The organism is Flavobacterium gawalongense (genome assembly GCF_007097265.1).
Classification (GTDB): domain Bacteria; phylum Bacteroidota; class Bacteroidia; order Flavobacteriales; family Flavobacteriaceae; genus Flavobacterium; species Flavobacterium gawalongense.
The window spans coordinates 291,831-310,575 of sequence record NZ_VJZP01000001.1 but is presented as its reverse complement, the minus strand read 5'-3'; the positions used below and the strand labels follow the sequence as shown (position 1 = coordinate 310,575).

The 18,745-nt window shown below is 33.8% G+C and carries 16 protein-coding genes; 9 read left to right on the top strand and 7 right to left on the bottom strand.

Going from position 1 to position 18,745, the window contains the following annotated elements:
* Positions 1–6 precede the first annotated feature (6 nt).
* The 5 genes from FNW38_RS01480 (at position 7) to FNW38_RS01460 (ending at position 4,540) form a co-directional block, all read left to right on the top strand.
* Positions 7–1,683 (top strand): hypothetical protein, encoded by a 1,677-nt coding sequence (locus tag FNW38_RS01480; protein ID WP_143387645.1) that lies wholly within the window; start codon positions 7–9, stop codon positions 1,681–1,683.
* 141 nt (positions 1,684–1,824) lie between these two features.
* A complete protein-coding gene (locus FNW38_RS01475) occupies positions 1,825–2,283 on the top strand; it encodes a GNAT family N-acetyltransferase (protein ID WP_143387644.1) in 459 nt (152 codons plus the stop codon).
* 11 nt (positions 2,284–2,294) lie between these two features.
* Positions 2,295–2,990: a RadC family protein gene (gene radC, locus FNW38_RS01470; protein WP_144064337.1), complete on the top strand. Its 696-nt coding sequence runs from the start codon at positions 2,295–2,297 to the stop codon at positions 2,988–2,990.
* 9 nt (positions 2,991–2,999) lie between these two features.
* Positions 3,000–3,689: a YjjG family noncanonical pyrimidine nucleotidase gene (locus FNW38_RS01465; RefSeq protein ID WP_144064338.1), complete on the top strand. Its 690-nt coding sequence runs from the start codon at positions 3,000–3,002 to the stop codon at positions 3,687–3,689.
* Positions 3,690–3,778: 89 nt separating this feature from the next.
* On the top strand, positions 3,779–4,540 hold the full coding sequence (locus FNW38_RS01460; RefSeq protein WP_144064339.1) for a hypothetical protein: 762 nt from the start codon (positions 3,779–3,781) through the stop codon (positions 4,538–4,540).
* 60 nt (positions 4,541–4,600) lie between these two features.
* Here the strand turns inward: FNW38_RS01460 and FNW38_RS01455 are convergent, their stop codons facing one another.
* The gene (locus FNW38_RS01455) at positions 4,601–5,878 is read right to left on the bottom strand and encodes a replication-associated recombination protein A (protein WP_144064340.1); all 1,278 of its coding nucleotides are present in this window, start codon (positions 5,876–5,878) and stop codon (positions 4,601–4,603) included.
* A gap of 246 nt (positions 5,879–6,124) precedes the next feature.
* Here FNW38_RS01455 and FNW38_RS01450 point away from each other — a divergent pair, with 246 nt between their 5' ends.
* Positions 6,125–6,904, top strand: coding sequence for a rhomboid family intramembrane serine protease (locus FNW38_RS01450; protein ID WP_144064341.1), 780 nt, complete (start codon positions 6,125–6,127; stop codon positions 6,902–6,904).
* 33 nt (positions 6,905–6,937) lie between these two features.
* Here FNW38_RS01450 and rlmB read toward each other — a convergent pair whose 3' ends face one another.
* The 6 genes from rlmB to FNW38_RS01420 all read right to left on the bottom strand — a co-directional run bounded on the left by rlmB (position 6,938) and on the right by FNW38_RS01420 (position 15,281).
* On the bottom strand, positions 6,938–7,690 hold the full coding sequence (gene rlmB, locus FNW38_RS01445) for a 23S rRNA (guanosine(2251)-2'-O)-methyltransferase RlmB (RefSeq protein WP_144064342.1): 753 nt from the start codon (positions 7,688–7,690) through the stop codon (positions 6,938–6,940).
* 66 nt (positions 7,691–7,756) lie between these two features.
* On the bottom strand, positions 7,757–8,254 hold the full coding sequence (locus FNW38_RS01440; RefSeq protein ID WP_143387632.1) for a lipid-binding protein: 498 nt from the start codon (positions 8,252–8,254) through the stop codon (positions 7,757–7,759).
* A gap of 10 nt (positions 8,255–8,264) precedes the next feature.
* Positions 8,265–9,002, bottom strand: a complete 738-nt coding sequence (locus FNW38_RS01435; protein ID WP_143387630.1) for an immunoglobulin-like domain-containing protein — start codon at positions 9,000–9,002, stop codon at positions 8,265–8,267.
* A gap of 8 nt (positions 9,003–9,010) precedes the next feature.
* Positions 9,011–10,444: a SusD/RagB family nutrient-binding outer membrane lipoprotein gene (locus tag FNW38_RS01430; RefSeq protein ID WP_144064343.1), complete on the bottom strand. Its 1,434-nt coding sequence runs from the start codon at positions 10,442–10,444 to the stop codon at positions 9,011–9,013.
* Between the two features lie 10 nt (positions 10,445–10,454).
* Positions 10,455–13,661, bottom strand: coding sequence for a SusC/RagA family TonB-linked outer membrane protein (locus tag FNW38_RS01425; protein WP_143387626.1), 3,207 nt, complete (start codon positions 13,659–13,661; stop codon positions 10,455–10,457).
* Positions 13,662–13,745: 84 nt separating this feature from the next.
* Positions 13,746–15,281, bottom strand: coding sequence for a BamA/TamA family outer membrane protein (locus FNW38_RS01420; RefSeq protein ID WP_235891089.1), 1,536 nt, complete (start codon positions 15,279–15,281; stop codon positions 13,746–13,748).
* Positions 15,282–15,635: 354 nt separating this feature from the next.
* On the opposite strand from FNW38_RS01420, the gene rpsL reads away from it, so the two are divergent.
* The 3 genes from rpsL (at position 15,636) to fusA (ending at position 18,736) form a co-directional block, all read left to right on the top strand.
* On the top strand, positions 15,636–16,019 hold the full coding sequence (rpsL, locus tag FNW38_RS01415; protein WP_007136570.1) for a 30S ribosomal protein S12: 384 nt from the start codon (positions 15,636–15,638) through the stop codon (positions 16,017–16,019).
* Between the two features lie 73 nt (positions 16,020–16,092).
* Positions 16,093–16,569, top strand: a complete 477-nt coding sequence (rpsG, locus tag FNW38_RS01410) for a 30S ribosomal protein S7 (RefSeq protein WP_035668130.1) — start codon at positions 16,093–16,095, stop codon at positions 16,567–16,569.
* 10 nt (positions 16,570–16,579) lie between these two features.
* Positions 16,580–18,736, top strand: coding sequence for an elongation factor G (gene fusA, locus FNW38_RS01405; RefSeq protein WP_143387622.1), 2,157 nt, complete (start codon positions 16,580–16,582; stop codon positions 18,734–18,736).
* The last annotated feature ends 9 nt before the right edge of the window (positions 18,737–18,745 follow it).

Below are 18,745 nucleotides of genomic sequence, written 5' to 3'. Positions count from 1 at the left end.
TTTGTTATGGAAGAAAGATTAACATTTCTAAATTTTTCAAAAAAAATTAGTTCTGCTTTATTAAAAAAAAGCGAAAAACTTATAGTTAGGGATATAGATGAAGAAAAACCAAATTCATTTGTTGCCTATGTCGATCAAGATAAGGATAGTTATGATGTTGCAATTGAAGTTTCTGATAAAAATGAAATAATAAATTCAAGTTGTGAATGTAATAGTAAAGGTTTTTGCATTCATAAAATCGCATTTTTAAATTATTTATCCAAAAAAAATGCAAAAAAAGTCAAATCTCCCAGAAAGAAGAAACGTACTCAATCAGAAGAACTTATCGAAGAGTTAGACCAAAATGCTTTGAGAAATTGGGTAATTCAATTATTAAAAAAGAATAAAGATTTAGAGTTGCTTTTTGTCAATGAATTTTCAATTTCAAAAGTAGAATATAGCAAATCTGATGTTAAATTATTGATTGAAAATTCTATAAAATCTGTTATAAAGAACAAGAAAAATGTTGAAATTAATGAACTAAAAAAAATAATTGAATTATTAGAGATCACTTTAAAACCTGTAATAGAATATTGCAAAGCAGATCTTTCTAATAAAGAAAGATTAGAGATGATACTGTTTGTTATTGAGGAGCTTATAGATTTTAATAATCGAATTTTTACTACTAGTGTGCGATTGATTCGCTATATAGAGAAAATTCCTAATGAAATAATTGCTGAAATTACCTCGATTACTGATGAAAATAAATGGGAAGATGTTATTGATTTGAATTTTAAAATTATTTTTTATGATTCTAAACAATCTATAAGTAATATGATTTTTGATTATATGGTTTCGCTTTATAGAAAAGAAGAATCTAATATAGAACGGAAAAAATATTATGCTAAAAAACTAAAGGAATTTTTCTTGTACGTAAATAAAAATGAAATAAGATTAGGTATTGCTATTTCTAATTTCGTAATAGAGGTTATTACAGAAAATAATCTTTTCGAAGAATTATTCCAGTATTTTAAGCCTGTTAGATATGAAAATGATTTTAATCTAACTTTAATAGACAGTTTGATTGCAATAAATCAAATTTCCTTAGCTGAAAATTATGCCACTCAGCAAGTAGCTAATAATTATTATGTAGAATTTAATTTTGAATACTGGAAACGTTTAAAAACTATTTATACTCTACAAGAGAATGAAAAAAAGCTAGTAGCTATATTAATGAGTACCATAAATATCGATTTTAACTTTGAGGACTATCTGAAGATAAAAGACTCTATTCCAGTATTAGAATTTAAAAAATTTAGGTCGAATTTATTGGGTAAAGCTAAAAGGGGTTTTGACAAAAATAAACAAGCGGTTGTGTTTTATTTTAAAGTTTTATTTTCTGAAAAAAGTTTTAATAAAATGATTGAAAATATTTGTTGCTATACAGATTATGAGTTGGTCTATCTATATAAAGAAGAATTATATTTGACTGATAAATTGGGTTTCTTGGATAAATTAACCACTATTGAAAGTAAATGGTTTTCTCAAAAAGGAATCAATATAAATTTTGAATATAGAGAAAAACTTATGGATTGGGTTTTAACTAAATACGATGAAATAATTCTCACAACATTTTTAAAAAACAAGTATAATTATGGTAATACTGTTTTCTATAAAGAAATGGTTAAAAAAATAAATTATTGATTTTAGTAAATTGCTAATAAAAGTCGCTGCAAAATATCTTTTTCATGTCTTATAGGCAAATGGTTAAAGACCAAGAAGGTTTGAGGTTATTTATTAAAATTGAATTGTAATGATGTAAAGGAATTTTAGCTTAATAAAGATATGAATAACAAAATAGAAATTATTAAAACTACCAGTGAGAATCCAGATTTTGTAACTCTCATTGCGGCATTAGACAAGAGTTTGTGGGAGCGTTATCCAGAATTAAAAACAAATTATTGGGGGAATAATGTAATTGAATTAAATCCTAATGTTATAATTATTTATCTCGAAAATAAACCTGTTGCCTGCGGTTGTTTTAAGAAATATGATAAAAATACGATTGAAATAAAACGTATGTTTGTTTCTCCCGAAGCACGGGGTTTGGGTTTAGCTCAAAAAATATTACAAGAACTGGAATTTTGGGCTCATGATTTAGGTTATGCCGCATCTGTTTTAGAAACGTTATATAGACAAAAAGAAGCCATTAGTTTGTATCAAAAAGTGGGCTATGTTATTGTAGATAATTACGAACCGTACGTGGGTTTAGAAAATAGTATTTGTATGAGAAAACAAATTTAAGAGAAAAGCCTATGTCCGAAAATTCTTTTTTTCCAATAACCAATTGGTCCGAAGACGACAAACCACGTGAAAAATTGATGCTAAAAGGCAAAAGTGTTTTGAGTGATGCGGAACTGATTGCTATTTTGATTGGTTCAGGAAGTCGAAATGAATCTGCGGTTGATTTGAGTAAACGGATTTTAGCGAGTGTCAATAATAATCTGAATGCATTAGGAAAGTTGTCTATTTCACAGTTAATGAATTTTAAAGGAATAGGAGAGGCTAAAGCCATTTCGATTATTGCAGCTTTAGAATTAGGAAGACGAAGAAGGGCAGAGGATGCAGTTGAATTAACAAAAATTACTTCCAGCAAGACAATTTTCGAAATCATGCAGCCTATTATTGGTGAATTGCCACACGAGGAATTTTGGATTGTATATTTGAATAATTCAAACAAAGTCATTTCAAAATCACAATTGAGTAAAGGTGGTATTACAGGAACTCTGGTTGATGTACGATTAGTTTTCAAAACGGCGCTTGAAACGGGTGCAACGGGATTGATATTATGCCATAATCATCCTTCGGGAACATTGATACCAAGTGACGCCGACAAACAAATCACCCGGAAGCTAAAACTAGCCGGAGATAGTTTGGAGATAAAAGTATTGGACCATCTTATTGTGACTGAAACTAATTATTTTAGCTTTGTTGATGAGGGAATATTTTAGAAATTAAAAATGAAACATACCATTATAAAAGACGTTTTCTTTGATTTAGATCATACGCTTTGGGATTTTGATAAAAATTCGGAGTTGACATTTGAGACTATTTTTAATAGAAATCACCCAACAATTGAAACCAAAGAATTCATTGAAAAATATGTTCCCATAAATCAAGCGTGTTGGAAATTATATCAATACGACAAAATTTCCCATGATGAATTGCGTTACAATAGATTGAAACATTCTTTCGATGCATTAAACTACGCTATTTCCGATGAAGAGATAGAAAGTATTGCTCAAGAATACATTCAGTTATTGCCTGAAAACAACCATCTTTTTGACGGGACTTTTGAGGTTTTGGATTATTTAAATCAAAAATATAAACTTCATATCATTACTAATGGTTTTGCTGAAGTGCAATTTAAAAAATTAAATAATTCAAATATTGGGAGTTACTTTCAAACGATTACCAATTCGGAAATGGCAGGAGTGAAAAAACCAAATCCTATTATTTTTGAATATGCTCTTGATTTGGCCAAAGCCAAAAAAGAAAACAGTATTATGGTTGGGGATTGTATTGAAGCGGATGTTCAAGGAGCTCTTGATGCAGGATTAGATGCGATTTTTTTTAACGAAAGTAACGTTCCTATAGAACAGAATATTAAACAAGTCAATCATTTGTTAGAATTAAAAAAATATTTATAAATTATGAAATCGCCATGATTCAAAAAAACACAATCATAAATGAAGAATGGCGATACCATATTCCATTAAAAAACAAATATTATATACATATGAAAACAAGATTCCTATTTCTAGTAGTATTAATTTCGAGTTACTGTTTCTCGCAATCTGTGAATGATTATAAAGTCGTACTTATACCTTTAAAATTTGATTTTGTAAAAAGTGATAATCAATATCGACTTGCCACTTTGTCTAAGTTTAATTTAAGCAAGGCTGGTTTTCAAGGGTTTTATGATAATGAGCCATTGCCAAAAGAAAATAATGATAGGTGTAGTTTGTTGTATTTTGATGTTGTGAAAGAAAAATCATTTTTAACAACGAAACTGTATATCACTTTCAAGGATTGTAATGGGAAAATCATTTTCAAATCTGATATTGGTATAAGCAAAGAAAAAGACTTTCAATTGGCTTATACCGAAGCATTAAACAAGGCTTTTATATCTGTTTATGCTTTACAATATAAATATAATGACGCTGGTAATAGTAATCCAATTGCAGTTTCTAAACCAAGTCCATCACCAGTTTCCCAAGTGGCGCCAGTGGCTTTACCTATAGATGAAGCTGATAATTCACAGAATGTAATTGTTGATAATTCGAAAATGCTTTACGCACAGCCTACAGCTACTGGTTTTCAACTAATCGATAGTGCACCAAAAGTTATTATGAAAGTATTTAATACTTCTGGAAAAGATTGTTTCATTGCAGCAAAGGGAAATATCCAAGGTGTTTTAATTGCAAAAGACAATCAGTGGTTTTTTGAATATTATCTTAATGACAAATTAATTTCAGAAAAAATAGAAGTTAAATTTTAAATCTTTTATAAAATGAATCAGTTTGCCGTAGAGATGCACATCAGTGCATCTCTTCTAATTTTAATACCCATATTTATCTTTCCAACGGTTTTTTAGGAATTCACGGATCGTGTTTTCTCTAGAATTAGTTCCTGGGACATAAATAGCCTTATTGCTTATCTCATTGGGTAAAAATTCTTGTTCTGCGAAATTATTGGCAAAATCATGCGAATATTTATATTCCTCACCATAACCCAATTCTTTCATTAATTTGGTAGGAGCATTGCGCAAATGAATCGGAACTGGCAAATCGCCTGTTTGTTTCACCAGTTGTTGTGCCGTTCCTATCGCAAGATAAGAAGCATTGCTTTTTGGGGATGTTGCTAAGTAAATGGCACATTGGCTTAATATAATCCTGCTTTCAGGATAACCAATAGTTGAAACTGCCTGAAATGCATTATTGGCCATAATAAAAGCTGTAGGATTGGCATTTCCTATGTCTTCACTGGATAGAATGAGCATTCGTCTGGCTATAAATTTTACATCCTCCCCGCCTTCAATCATTCGAGCTAGCCAATATACAGCTCCGTTTGGATCACTTCCGCGAATTGATTTTATAAAAGCCGAAACAATATCATAATGCTGTTCACCACTTTTGTCATATAAAACGGTATTTTGTTGCACCAATTCAAAAACCCGATCGTTGGTGATTATAATCTCAGCTTCATTCGAAGCGTTTACGACAAGTTCAAAAATATTTAATAGCTTGCGTCCATCACCTCCGGAAAGTCGCAAAAGTGCCTCTGTTTCTTTCAAAACAATGTTTTTTGTTGCTAGAAATTCATCCGTTTTCATGGCGCGTTCCAATAAGGTTTCCAAATCAGCTTTAGTAAAAGCATTCAAAACATAAACTTGGCAACGCGAAAGCAATGCGGGAATAACCTCAAAACTCGGATTTTCAGTAGTGGCGCCTATTAATGTAATCCAGCCTTTTTCTACGGCAGCTAATAATGAATCTTGTTGGGATTTACTAAAACGATGAATCTCGTCTATAAACAGAATAGGGTTTTTTGCAGTAAATAATCCGCCGCTTTGTTTTGCTTTTTCAATAACATCACGAATATCCTTCACGCCTGAATTGATAGCACTTAAAATATAAAACGGTCGCTTAGATTCTTGCGCAATAATTTGTGCCAAAGTCGTTTTTCCCGTTCCTGGCGGTCCCCAAAAAATCAGAGAAGGAATTATTCCTTTTGTAATTTGTTGTGTCAATGATCCGCTTGGTCCTACCAAATGGGACTGACTGATATAGTCTTCTAATTTTTGTGGTCGAATGCGTTCTGCAAGTGGTGCTTCCATTTTGTAAAATTACTATTTTTCAAACTGAACTTGTTTCAGTTTCTAATTTTTTTTAGGAGCTAATTCCAGCTGTCCACTATATCTTTTTATCTCGTTAAAAAAACGAGATAAAAAGGATGCCGTTTCCATCTGGGCTAGGCATCACAATTTAAAATGTCTTTTTAGTTTTAGTATGACAAAATAGCATTAAATTGCTTTTGGATAAATTTTTGATTTTAATTTAAAAAGAACACGAAACTAAAACTAATGGATAATCATTTCAAATTTACTAATTCGGTTGTTGGACTTCCACTTTTTTTTGTAGTGTTCCTGTGGTTTGTTTTTTGGCTTGAAATCCGATTTGATTTTGATTTTGTTGAAAATGGTATTTATCCAAGAGAACTTTCCGGTTTACAAGGCGTCTTATTCAGCCCTTTCATTCATGGTGATATTGAGCATTTGTATAATAATTCAATTCCATTATTAATTTTATTGGCAGCTTTGCAATTTTTTTATGCGAATCAGTCTATAAGAGTCATTGGATTTGGAATTTTACTTTCGGGAATTATTACTTGGGTTATTGGAAGGGATAATTACCATATTGGAGCTAGCGGATTGGTTTATGTCTTGGTGAGCTTTATTTTTTTCAAAGGAATACAAACAAAATATTATCGCTTGGTCGCTTTGTCGCTTGCTGTTATTGTTATTTATGGTGGTTTAGTTTGGTATGCTTTTCCTAGTCCCGAGACCTCGGGAGACAAAAAAATTTCTTGGGAAGGTCACTTGGCCGGATTGATAACGGGTTTTGCTCTTTCTTTGATTTATAAAACACCAGAGTATAAAAAGTTAATTAAATACGATTGGGAAAAACCAGATTATAATCCTGAGGAAGATCCATTCATGCAACGTTTTGATGCCAATGGAAACTTTATGAATCTTCCAAAAGAAGAAACAATTGAGGAATTAGTTTCTTATTATTCCTCAGATTTTCCTGTAGATTATACAATCGTCTTAAACGAAAAAAACGAATCAAAACCGCAGTCTTGATTCGTTTTATTTGTTTATCTAGGCTCCCTTCCCTTAGGGAAGGGTTGGGGATGGGATTCTTTGTCTTACCGCTTCATATAAAAAAGCACCGCAAGCTACCGAAACATTTAAAGAACCAATAGTTCCAAACATAGGTAGTTTTGCCTTTTCATCAACTATTTTTAAAACCGAAGGATTTACCCCGCGATCTTCTGATCCCATAATAATGGCGACAGGTTCATTTAGCGAAATGTCATAAATATTTTGATCTGTTTTTTCAGTTGCAGCAACAGTTTTAATGCCACTGGCCTGTAAAAGAAAAATAGCGTCTTTAATGTGTTCCACTTTACAAATAGGAATGTTAAAAACGGCTCCGGCGGATGTTTTTACAGTGTCACCGTTGACAGGAGCAGAACCTGCTTTTTGAACAATGATTCCGTTTACTCCGGTACATTCGGCTGTTCTGATGATAGCACCAAAATTACGTGCATCCGATATTTGGTCCAAAATTAAAAATAACGGTTTCTTTCCATTTTCTATTACTGATTCTATCAATGATTCTAAATCAAAAAAGGAAATTGGAGAAATTGTCGCCACTGCACCTTGATGGTTATTTGGTGTCAATCTGTTTAGTTTTTCAACAGGAACATAAGAAAAATTAATATTACCACGCTTCATCACTTTCATCAAGTCTTTCATCAGTTCGCTGCTAGCTTCCTTTTGAATATAGACTTTGTCTACTGTTGCGCCCGCTTGTATGGCTTCAATTATTGCTCTAATCCCGAATATTTGGTGTTCTTTTTCCATGGTGCAAATATATAAAAAAAACCATCCCGAATAGTGGGATGGTTTTTCAAATTTATTATTTAATTTCTAGTATTCATCTTCTTTGAAACCAGTTCTTTTGTGACCTTCATAAAGAATATCATATCCGTCAGCATCATAATCAAAATGAGCTCTGAAAGAAATTTTATCTACAACATGACCTGCTTTAGATAATCCTGCTCCTTTTTCAATTTTACCGTCAGTTATAGTTACAACACTATCATCAATAAGATTAGGTTGTGCTACTGCTGTAAATGTTCCATTGGCAACATCCATGGTTATTTTACATTTAATCCAATAGCCACTTTTTGCATCGTCAATCCACATGGTATTATCGTTAGCAGAAGTGTTATAGGTATGATGTAAAGCATGTGTGCCTAAAGAAGCACCATCGCTGTCCGAAAGGTCAATATACCAATCTCCAGCAAATTTTTCCGTAGTTGTTCCGCCTGGATTTGGATCACCACCCTCATCACAAGAAGCGAATGAAGTAAATATAAGAATACCGAAAAGTATTTTTATAATATTATTTTTTATGTTTCTCATTTTTAATATATTAAAGTTGAACTTGAGTTAATGTGGATACAAATGTGTATGCAGTTGGGGCAAGCCAAGAACAGGTTAGGACAATTTTCTTTGCAACCGGATCAACATTCAAACCTGTTATATTGGCTGTTCCTCCAAAACCACTGTTGGTTAGAGGATTTCCTGGGAAAGTAAAGGTGTTGGTTGCAATATTAACGGCATTGATTGTTCCTCCAGGCGTAATGTAATCTATACCGAACCCTCTATGGTATTGATACCAGCCTCCAAAAGCGTCTGAAACTTCATAAGTGCCGTTAGCGTTTTTCCAGATGTAAATATATTTGATGTTTTTTGCAGTGCTAGGTGATGACCCATTTCTGCTTACATTACAAGTGTATACACCTTCGATGCTATTTACCAAATCGCCTGTTTTATACACAATTACCCTTCTTGTGGCACTCGCTTTGAAACCATCTTTATTGGTTGCGGTATAGGTTTGAGAATATTCATCAGCAATATTAGTGTCAATAGAAGTACCTCCTCTATAATTACCAGATCCAACACTGGTGAATGGTATTGGTGCGTCATTTTCAGTTGCTATTGCGCCTGGATCAGTGTAAGTGCTGCCTAAGGCAACAAAAATCGGGTCACTTCCTAGAACTGTAATTAAAGGATAGTTTGTTATTGAAGATACATTTGCAGTATCGACATCATCACAAGCCACAAAAAAAGTGCTTGCAACTATTAAAAGAGCTATTATTTTTTTCATGATTTTGATTATTTATTCCACCAAACTGGGGTTGTTATTGGTATCAAAGTTGGTGCGTTCGGATTAGCATTTCTTTCAGAAAGAGGGTAAGCAATTCTTTTAGGGAATAAACCTGCAGTTGTACCATTTACTGCATAAGCAAATTGTCCTGACACATAAGATGTATTAGATTGAGCAACTGCAGAAGTTTTAGGATAGCCTGTTCTGTTTTTTTCGAAAAATGCTTCAAAACCATTACCAGGAAAACTAGCTACCCATTTCTGTGTAATTATTGCTTCCAATTTTTGATCAAAAGTACCAGCCGTTGGATAGGCATAAGCACCAGAAACAAATGCAGCACCATTTAAACTATATCTGCTGAAATTAGCACTTATAGCTGCGTCATATAAAGCTTTTGCGCCAGTTCCTGATTTGTATCTTTCTAATGCTTCGGCTTGTAATAAGAAGCTTTCTTCTTTGGTCATCAAATAAGCAGGGGTAGTAGCACTTAGTTTTACAATTGCGATGGTACCAGCACCTACCGGATTCGTGAAATCTCCTTGATTTAGAGAATTTCCTGGCAAATAATATGCTGCTTTTCTTGTGTCCGCATTGTCATCAAAGAAAGAAGCTAGCGTAGTACTCATTCTTAAATTGGTAGCAACATTTAATCTTCTGTTATTGTATTCAAACAAAGGGTTACTTTGATTGATAGCATCTGTAAATTGAGTCATTCCAGCATCAACATCCAAAAACGTTACTCCATCAGCTAGCATTTTAGTAATACCTGCATCTGCAACAGCTTTATTTTTTTCTGTTTGTCTCATGTAGATTTTCAACTTTAAAGTATTTGCTAATTTTGTCCATTTGGTCATGTCACCAGCAAATATAAAGTCATCACTTGCAGGATTGGATCCTGTTGAAGCTGACAAATCTTTTGAAAGGGCATCATTCAAATCTTGAATCATGAAATCATATACTTCTTGACCAGTATTGAATTTTGGCTCTAAGATTGAATTATTATTGGCTTCTTTATATGGAATGTTTCCGTAGAAATCCGTTAATATCTGAGAAGCTTGTACTTCTAAGGTAGTCGCTATTAAATAGTATTTCCAGTTTCCTTCTGTCAAGGCTCTTTTCTTGACATTTCTAATGTCTCCTAAAGCATCAAACATACCGTCCCAAGCAAAATTGTAGTCTGCAGTTCCAATAGAATAATTATCAATGTCTTTGTATTGATTTGCCGCATTACTTTGTGTCCAGTATTGTGACCACATACCGCCTATGATTGCTAATGAAGCTCCTTCAGATCCTATTAATCCTACAATGCCAGAAGGTAATTGTGCTGAAAGTGGAGCGCTGTTTGGGTCTAGCAAATCCGGATCCCTATTGATGTCTAAATCAGTGCTACATCCTATAAATGTAGTTGATAATACTAATATACTTATTAAAAACTTTTTCATTTTTGTTTTTTTAGAATGTTAATTTTAGGCTAGCTCCATACGATCTTTGTGATGGATTCGCACCAAACTCTCCTTGTTCACTTAGTAAACCATCACCAAATGTTGACAATTCTGGATCAATATACGGGTTTTCATCTGGTGTCCATAAAGCTAAATTTTTACCAAATACACTAAATGCCGCATTAGTTAATCCCATTTTTTTAATAATAGACGAAGGAACATTGTAAGTCAAAGAAATGTCTCTCAACCTAACAAATGTTTTGTCAATAACATGAAATTGTTCTACTCCAGGATTATTTCCTGTATTGTAAAAATCTGTTACGTTTTCTAAACTAACTGAAGTCGTGTTTTCAGCATAACCAGTTACATTACCGCCAGCATCTACAACTTCTACTACAGAATTAGGTATGATGAATGGGTTTCTGTCGTTATAAGTTGTCTCGATACCGTTTCCTGTAAAGTGTGAAAGCCTTTTAGTATAAGAATACATTTCGCCACCTTGTTTCCAATCGATACCAAATGAAAGCGCTAAATTTTTATATGATAGTTTGTTTTTGAAACCCATAATGAAATCCCTTTGAGAATCTCCTACGATTTGTTCATCATCTGTAACTTTATAATATCCAGTTGCACCATCAATAATATATTGTCCTAAATCATTCGTTTTAGGCACAAAAGTACTAAATACACCCAAAGGTTGTCCAACTTGTGCATTAAAACTAACACCATAATTAGAAGCAAGTTGTATTTTATCAACATTACCTACAACGTCAGTTACCTCAGAATTATTTTTTGTAAAAGTAGTTGTAAAATCCCATTGAAAATTATTTGTTTTTACAGGAATTACATTTAATACAAGTTCAATACCTTTGTTTGTTACATCTAGAAGATTTGTTGTTTGAGTAGTAAATCCTGTAGAAGTTGCTACTGGTCTTCTAAATAATAAATCGGTGGTAGTCTTGTTATAAATAGAAGCGTCAATATTTACTCGTTTGCTAAATAAATTAGATTCAAAACCAAACTCTAATTCGCTTGTTCTTTCAGGCTTTAAAGCTGAATTTCCTAGATTTGAGGCATACTCATATCCATTTACCCCTCCAATAGGCAGTAAGATTGCCGCTGAACCCGCAACTTGATTCCCTAATGCGCCAAAGCCCTGAGTTAAAGCAGATTCTGTTTGATACGATCCTGTGTCATTTCCTATTTCTGCGTAACCAGCTCTTAGTTTTAAGAAATACTCGGGAGTGTCAAATACGATTCCACTTACACTTACTGAAGGATAAAAATAAGAATTAGCTCCTTTAGGTAAAGTAGAAGTCCAGTCATTTCTTCCTGTTAAAGTCAAAAATAATTGATTTTTATAAGAGGTTTCAAGCGAAGCATAGGCTCCAAAAGATTTTCTCATAAAGTCATTTTGAAGAACGGCAGGTTTAATAGATGAATTGGATAGTTCGTAAAAATTAGGAATGTCTAAATTAGTAATTTGACCAGTTAATGAAGAACCTTTTCTTTCATTTGAATTGAAACCTAAAAGGGCATTTAAGTTAAAATCTTCAGAAAGGGCAGTGTTATAATTTAAGTTTAAATTAGTGTCAAATTCTGTATTTTCATTTGTTTGTTCTGTAACTCCTCCAACTACTGCATTAGCACCTGCATTCGCTTGAGCCGATCCCGGTTCAAAAGATACAACAGCACCGTAAGATTTGATTTTTTCTGTTCTATAATCACCACCAGCTTGGTAGTTTAGAGAGAATTTCTCGTTTATTTTGTAACCTAAATTAACGTTTCCAAAAAAACGATTTCCGTCAATTTTTGTTGCATTCTCGTAAATCGACCAATATGGATTGTTTGTGTATGGAGAGAAATAGTTACTGTTGTTGTTGTATGGATTATTTTTATAATCTTCTAAATCCACAACACTAACATCTCTTGGGATTTGTAACATTTCCTGAGTTAATGTATTACCTTCTCCGGCATCTGCACCTTGACCAGTATTAACAGCATTTTGATCTTTTTTGATGTAGTTAAAACTAATTTTAGCACTAAGTTTTTCACTAGTTATACCTGAATTAATTCCAAGTGTTTGTCTGTTATATGAGTCAGCACCTGAAGGAATGATTCCGTCTGAATTTACATCTGAAAAGTTCAATGAGAAATTTGAGTTTTCACCACCACCGCTTAATCTCACACTATTTGTAAAGGTGTTCCCGATTTCATAAAAATCTTGGATGTTATTTTCAAGGGCTATGTAAGGTTTGATTTGTTGTGCATTATTTAAAATTGCACCCCATGGTCGAACTTCTCCATTGAAAGCAGGTCCCCATGAACCATTTTCGTTACTGGCATTGTTTGGACTACCGGCCCAACTAGACCAAGATTTTCCATTCCAACCTTGACCAAAATCGTTTTGTAAATGAGGAACTCTGGCTACTTCAGAAAAATCTGATGAAGTTAGGAATTCTACTGAAATTTTTGATTTGTTTTTAGCTGATTTTGTGGTAATTAAAATTACACCATTCGCAGCTCTTGATCCGTATAAAGCAGATGCCGCAGCTCCTTTTAAGATCGACATACTCTCAATGTTATTAGGATCTAAATCACTAACTCCATTTCCTGCGTCAAAACTTCTAGTGTTGCTGCTTGAGCCATTACTGCTATTATTGATAGGTGTGCCATCAACAACGTACAAAGGACTACTGTTTGATAATGAATTGTATCCTCTAATGATCACCTTTGAAGAAGCTCCAACTTGTGCAGGAGCAGTAATGTCTACACCGGCAACTTTTCCAGATAAAGATTCAAATACATTCACGTTAGGGACTTCAGTAAGTTCTTTTGCACCTACGTTTGCAGTGGCATAACCCAAAGATCTTTTTTGTTTTTTAATCCCTAGAGCTGTAACCACTACACCTTCTAATTGTACTGAATCATCTTTCAACTTTACATTTACAGTTGATGAACTAGCCATTACTTCTTGGGTTTTCATCCCAATGTAGCTAAAAATCAAGACTTGGCTTGATGTTGCTTTGATAGAAAATTTTCCGTCAAAATCAGTTTGTGTTCCAGATTTAGTTCCTTTCACTAATACACTCACGCCTGGTAAAGGCAATCCTGCATTGTCAGAAACGACTCCTGAAACAGCTCTTTCTTGCGCAAAAGTTAGTTGCGCCACAAGTACTACTAATAGTACTAAGAATCCATTGAACTTTAGTTTCATTTTTAAATATTTTGAATTAGTGAGACAAAAATCTTAATAATTTGTTAACTTTCCTAACGTTTGAATGATTTTTTATGCACGCATTCAAAATTTAACATTATAACATATATGAATAATAGTGTTATAAAAATTTAATTTTTGGTTTTTCGTGCTTCCTTTTGTTAAGGCTAGTTTTAGTGTTCCGTTTTTTGTTTGCAGCCCCAGTCCTAGTCCCACGCCTATTAAGTTTGTTTTTTGATTGTTTTCTTCTTGAATTGTTTTTTCTTTGTATAAGCCATAATCTAAGATGGAGTGAAGGTATAAACTTGGAGAAAGTGCATAGCGATATTCTGTTAAAATTGATGTTAAAAAATGTGCTTGCAGACTGTTTTCTTCGAATCCTCGTATGGAACTGACTCCTCCAAAACGAAATAGCTCATTTATAATGTAGGTGTCGCTTTGTAAATAATAATTTTGACTTCTGATATTGATGCTGTTTTTGTCATTCAGATAAAAATTATGCATAGCTTCGAGATTGACGTAAAATTGTTGGTTCGCGGTTGTTGCTTCGGACGCATTGTTGGAATCTCTTTTTCCAAGTCCAATGGCAAGGGAGATTGTTGTTTTTTTTGGAAATTTAGAATTGTTGTTGTCGTTTTTCGTGTATTCGAAAGCTGAAGTCAAAAACGAATTTTTATAATCACTCAGTTGTTCGCTGTTGGTATTCTGAATGTCGCTGGATTCGGTTGACAGGTAGCCCAGATAAATTCGGGTGTTGTAATTGATGAAATAACCTAAGTCGATTCCGGTTTTTGTGTTTTGATAGGTGCTGTCTTGTTTGAAAATGGTAAGGTTGGCTTTGAGTGCGATTGGGCTTTTGAATAAATACGGTAATTCTATGCTGGTTCTAAACGTTTTTTGTTTGTTTCCGTCGCTTTTCCAATACAATGAAAATTGTTCTCCGACTCGTAAAGTGTTTTCGAGGTTTATATCTAAATAACCATTAAATACTATTTTTTTGTTCTCATTGTTAGAAAAGCCTATAAAGCCGTCAAAAGTATTTGATTTTCTTTTTTCTAGGTAGACATATATTTTTGTAGTGTCTGTTGTGAGTAAAATTTCTGGATATTTTACCTGACTTACGAATCTGAATTTTTCGAATTCATTATGCACTTGTTCAACAATGTTCTGGTTGAAAGTTTTGTTGTAGTATTTTCGATTGATTTGGGCTATATGTCCTTTCGGAAAGTTTGTTTTGTTTTCCTTTTCGGCATATTTAATTACTATTGCGTTTATTTCTCTTTTTTTGTCAGCTGTGAATTCTAAATCAGCGTAAAGTGTTTGATTATTATTTTGGATGTGAATCAGTTTTAATTTGGCTAATGCAAATCCTTTTTGTTCTAACTTTTGTAAAGCCTTGTTTAAGAATGCTTCTGTTTCTTCATATCGGATAACGATGGTGTCTTTTGTTTTGTTAAGAGCAATCGTGTTTTTTAATTCGATATTTCTACCTATATATATATGTATCGATTTGATTCTGTTTCCGAGCGTTAATTTTGCGATATAGCTGGAATCGTTTATTTTGATATTGTCAGTTACATTGTTTTCAATAAATCCTATTTTAGATAGTTTATCGGACATTCGAATAGTTTCGTCATGGATGGATTTTGTGTTTTTGTGATTGGAATTATACTGCAACGAATCAATAGTTTTCGTTTCTGATTCAGTGTTTCCGATTATTTGCAATTGAAAATTTTGAGCAGAACAACACCATCCAAAATTTAAAAATAAAAATAAAAATAGCAAAGCTTTCAAATCAATATAGGTTTTAATAAATGTAATGCAAATATCTGTGGTTTGGGATAAAAATCAAACGGCAAAATAATCTTATTGAAAATTAATAGTTTAACGTTTGTAGAGTGAAAAATATTTTCTACATTTGCAACCCCGTAAAAAGCGGGAATTTAATATAATAAGAAATTTTTAGTATTAATTATGCCAACAATTCAACAATTAGTAAGAACAGGAAGAACTCAGATAACTAAGAAGAGTAAATCGGTTGCTTTAGATTCTTGTCCTCAAAGAAGGGGGGTTTGTACGCGTGTTTACACTACAACGCCAAAAAAACCAAACTCTGCAATGCGTAAAGTAGCGCGTGTACGTTTGACAAATGGTAATGAAGTAAATGCCTATATCCCTGGTGAAGGACACAATTTACAAGAGCACTCGATAGTATTAGTTAGGGGTGGAAGGGTAAAAGATTTACCAGGAGTTAGATATCACATCGTTCGTGGTGCGCTTGATACGTCAGGAGTAGCAGGAAGAACGCAAAGAAGATCTAAGTATGGTGCTAAACGCCCAAAAGAAGCAAAAAAGTAATTTAAAAAGTTGTTCTCATAGGAATGTGGTTAATCGCAATTGTATGGGTATGACATTTTATTAAAAAAAAGACATGAGAAAAAGAGCGGCAAAGAAAAGACCACTTTTACCAGATCCAAGGTTTAATGACCAACTGGTAACACGTTTTGTGAACAACTTAATGTGGGATGGAAAAAAATCGACAGCGTTTAAAGTATTTTATGATGCAATTGACATCATTGAGTCTAAAAAACAAGATGCAGAAAAACCATCATTAGAAATCTGGAAAGATGCGTTAACCAATGTTATGCCTCACGTAGAAGTACGTAGTCGTAGAGTAGGTGGAGCTACATTTCAGATTCCAATGCAAATTCGTCCAGACAGAAAAATTTCTATGGCGATGAAGTGGTTAATACTTTATTCTAGAAGAAGAAATGAAAAATCTATGGCTCAAAGGTTAGCTTCTGAATGTTTAGCTGCGGCTAAAGAAGAAGGTGCTGCTGTTAAAAAGAGAATGGATACTCACAAAATGGCAGAAGCTAATAAAGCGTTCTCTCACTTTAGATTTTAATTCGTAAGAAATGGCTAGAGATTTAAAATATACAAGAAATATAGGAATTGCTGCTCACATTGATGCTGGTAAAACAACAACAACGGAGCGTATATTATTCTATACTGGAAAGTCACATAAGATAGGTGAAGTGCACGATGGTGCTGCAACTATGGACTGGATGGCACAAGAGCAAGAAAGAGGTATTACAATTACGTCTGCAGCTACAACTTGTGAATGGAATTTTCCAACTGAACAAGGTAAAGTTTTGTCAGAGACATTGCCTTATCACTTTAATATTATTGATACCCCGGGACACGTTGATTTTACTGTTGAAGTAAATCGTTCTTTACGTGTACTTGATGGGTTGGTTTTCTTGTTTAGTGCTGTTGATGGTGTCGAGCCACAATCAGAAACTAACTGGAGACTTGCTGATCAATACAGAGTGCCACGTATTGGATTTGTAAACAAAATGGACCGTCAAGGTTCTAACTTTTTGATGGTTTGTCAGCAAGTTAGAGACATGTTGAAATCTAATGCGGTTGCTATTACTTTGCCAATTGGTGAAGAAAACGACTTCAAAGGTGTGGTTGATTTAGTGAAAAATCAAGCTATTGTATGGCATGAAGAAGGACTTGGTGCGACATATGATATCGTGCCTATTCCTGAGGATATGGTTGCGGAAGTGAAAGAATACAGATCGATTCTTATTGAGGCAGTTGCTGATTATGATGAGAATTTGTTGGAAAAATTCATGGAAGATGAAGACTCTATTACAGAGGAAGAAATCAACATTGCTTTAAGAGCTGCTACTATGGATATGGCTATCATTCCGATGATTGCTGGTTCTTCTTTCAAAAACAAAGGAGTTCAATTCATGTTAGATGCAGTATGTAAATATTTACCATCTCCAATGGATAAAGAAGGTATCGAAGGGATTCATCCTGATGATGCTGATTTATTAGAAGAAGATCAAACTAAAATTTTGCGTAAGCCAGATGTTAAAGAGCCATTCGCTGCTTTAGCATTTAAAATTGCTACTGACCCATTCGTAGGTCGTTTGGCTTTCTTCCGTGCTTATTCAGGACGTTTAGATGCGGGTTCTTATGTTTTGAACACACGTTCAGGAAATAAAGAAAGAATCTCACGTATCTATCAAATGCATGCGAACAAACAAAACCCAATCGAGTACATCGAGGCTGGTGATATTGGTGCAGCAGTAGGATTTAAGGATATTAAAACAGGAGATACATTGTGTGATGAAAAACACCCAATTATTCTTGAGTCTATGAAATTTCCAGCACCGGTAATTGGTATTGCAATTGAGCCTAAAACTAAAGCTGACGTAGATAAAATGGGTATGGCTTTGGCTAAATTGGCTGAAGAAGATCCTACATTTACTGTTAGAACAGATGAGGCTTCAGGGCAAACTATTATATCAGGTATGGGTGAGCTTCACTTAGATATCCTTGTTGATAGAATGAAACGTGAATTCAAAGTTGAAGTGAACCAAGGTGAGCCTCAAGTGGAATACAAAGAAGCATTTACTAAATCTGCTCAACACAGAGAAACGTACAAGAAACAATCAGGTGGTCGTGGTAAATTCGGTGATATCGTATTTAGAATCGAACCAGCAGATGTTGTGGACGGTAAAACTCCAGTTGGATTGCAGTTTATTAATGCGGTAAAAGGTGGTAACGTTCCTAAAGAATATATCCCTTCAGTTGAAAAAGGTTTCAGAGAAGCTATGAAAACAGGTCCTTTAGCAGGATACCAAGTAGATAGTTTGAAAGTGACTTTATTAGACGGATCTTTTCACCCTGTAGATTCAGATGCGCTTTCTTTTGAGTTAGCTGCAAGAATGGGTTACAGAGAGTCAGGTCGTGCTGCAGGTGCTGTTATTCTTGAGCCTATCATGAAAATGGAAGTGATTACACCAGAAGAAAACATGGGAGATATCGTAGGTGATATCAACCGTCGTAGAGGTCAGGTGAATGACATGGGTGACAGAAATGGTGCTAAAACTATTAAAGCTGATGTACCATTATCAGAAATGTTTGGTTATGTTACTACTTTAAGAACTTTGTCTTCAGGTCGTGCAACATCAACAATGGAATTTTCACATTACGCTGAAACTCCTTCGAATATTTCGGAAGCAGTTATCAAAAAAGCAAAAGGAAACGCTTAATCTTTAAGA

Coding starts and splice junctions, on each gene's coding strand:
- FNW38_RS01480 (WP_143387645.1), top strand. CDS start 7: ATGGAAGAAAGATTAACATTTCTAAATTTTTCAAAAAAAATTAGTTCT.
- FNW38_RS01475 (WP_143387644.1), top strand. CDS start 1,825: ATGAATAACAAAATAGAAATTATTAAAACTACCAGTGAGAATCCAGAT.
- radC (WP_144064337.1), top strand. CDS start 2,295: ATGTCCGAAAATTCTTTTTTTCCAATAACCAATTGGTCCGAAGACGAC.
- FNW38_RS01465 (WP_144064338.1), top strand. CDS start 3,000: ATGAAACATACCATTATAAAAGACGTTTTCTTTGATTTAGATCATACG.
- FNW38_RS01460 (WP_144064339.1), top strand. CDS start 3,779: ATGAAAACAAGATTCCTATTTCTAGTAGTATTAATTTCGAGTTACTGT.
- FNW38_RS01455 (WP_144064340.1), bottom strand. CDS start 5,878: ATGGAAGCACCACTTGCAGAACGCATTCGACCACAAAAATTAGAAGAC.
- FNW38_RS01450 (WP_144064341.1), top strand. CDS start 6,125: ATGGATAATCATTTCAAATTTACTAATTCGGTTGTTGGACTTCCACTT.
- rlmB (WP_144064342.1), bottom strand. CDS start 7,690: ATGGAAAAAGAACACCAAATATTCGGGATTAGAGCAATAATTGAAGCC.
- FNW38_RS01440 (WP_143387632.1), bottom strand. CDS start 8,254: ATGAGAAACATAAAAAATAATATTATAAAAATACTTTTCGGTATTCTT.
- FNW38_RS01435 (WP_143387630.1), bottom strand. CDS start 9,002: ATGAAAAAAATAATAGCTCTTTTAATAGTTGCAAGCACTTTTTTTGTG.
- FNW38_RS01430 (WP_144064343.1), bottom strand. CDS start 10,444: ATGAAAAAGTTTTTAATAAGTATATTAGTATTATCAACTACATTTATA.
- FNW38_RS01425 (WP_143387626.1), bottom strand. CDS start 13,661: ATGAAACTAAAGTTCAATGGATTCTTAGTACTATTAGTAGTACTTGTG.
- FNW38_RS01420 (WP_235891089.1), bottom strand. CDS start 15,281: ATGTCCGATAAACTATCTAAAATAGGATTTATTGAAAACAATGTAACT.
- rpsL (WP_007136570.1), top strand. CDS start 15,636: ATGCCAACAATTCAACAATTAGTAAGAACAGGAAGAACTCAGATAACT.
- rpsG (WP_035668130.1), top strand. CDS start 16,093: ATGAGAAAAAGAGCGGCAAAGAAAAGACCACTTTTACCAGATCCAAGG.
- fusA (WP_143387622.1), top strand. CDS start 16,580: ATGGCTAGAGATTTAAAATATACAAGAAATATAGGAATTGCTGCTCAC.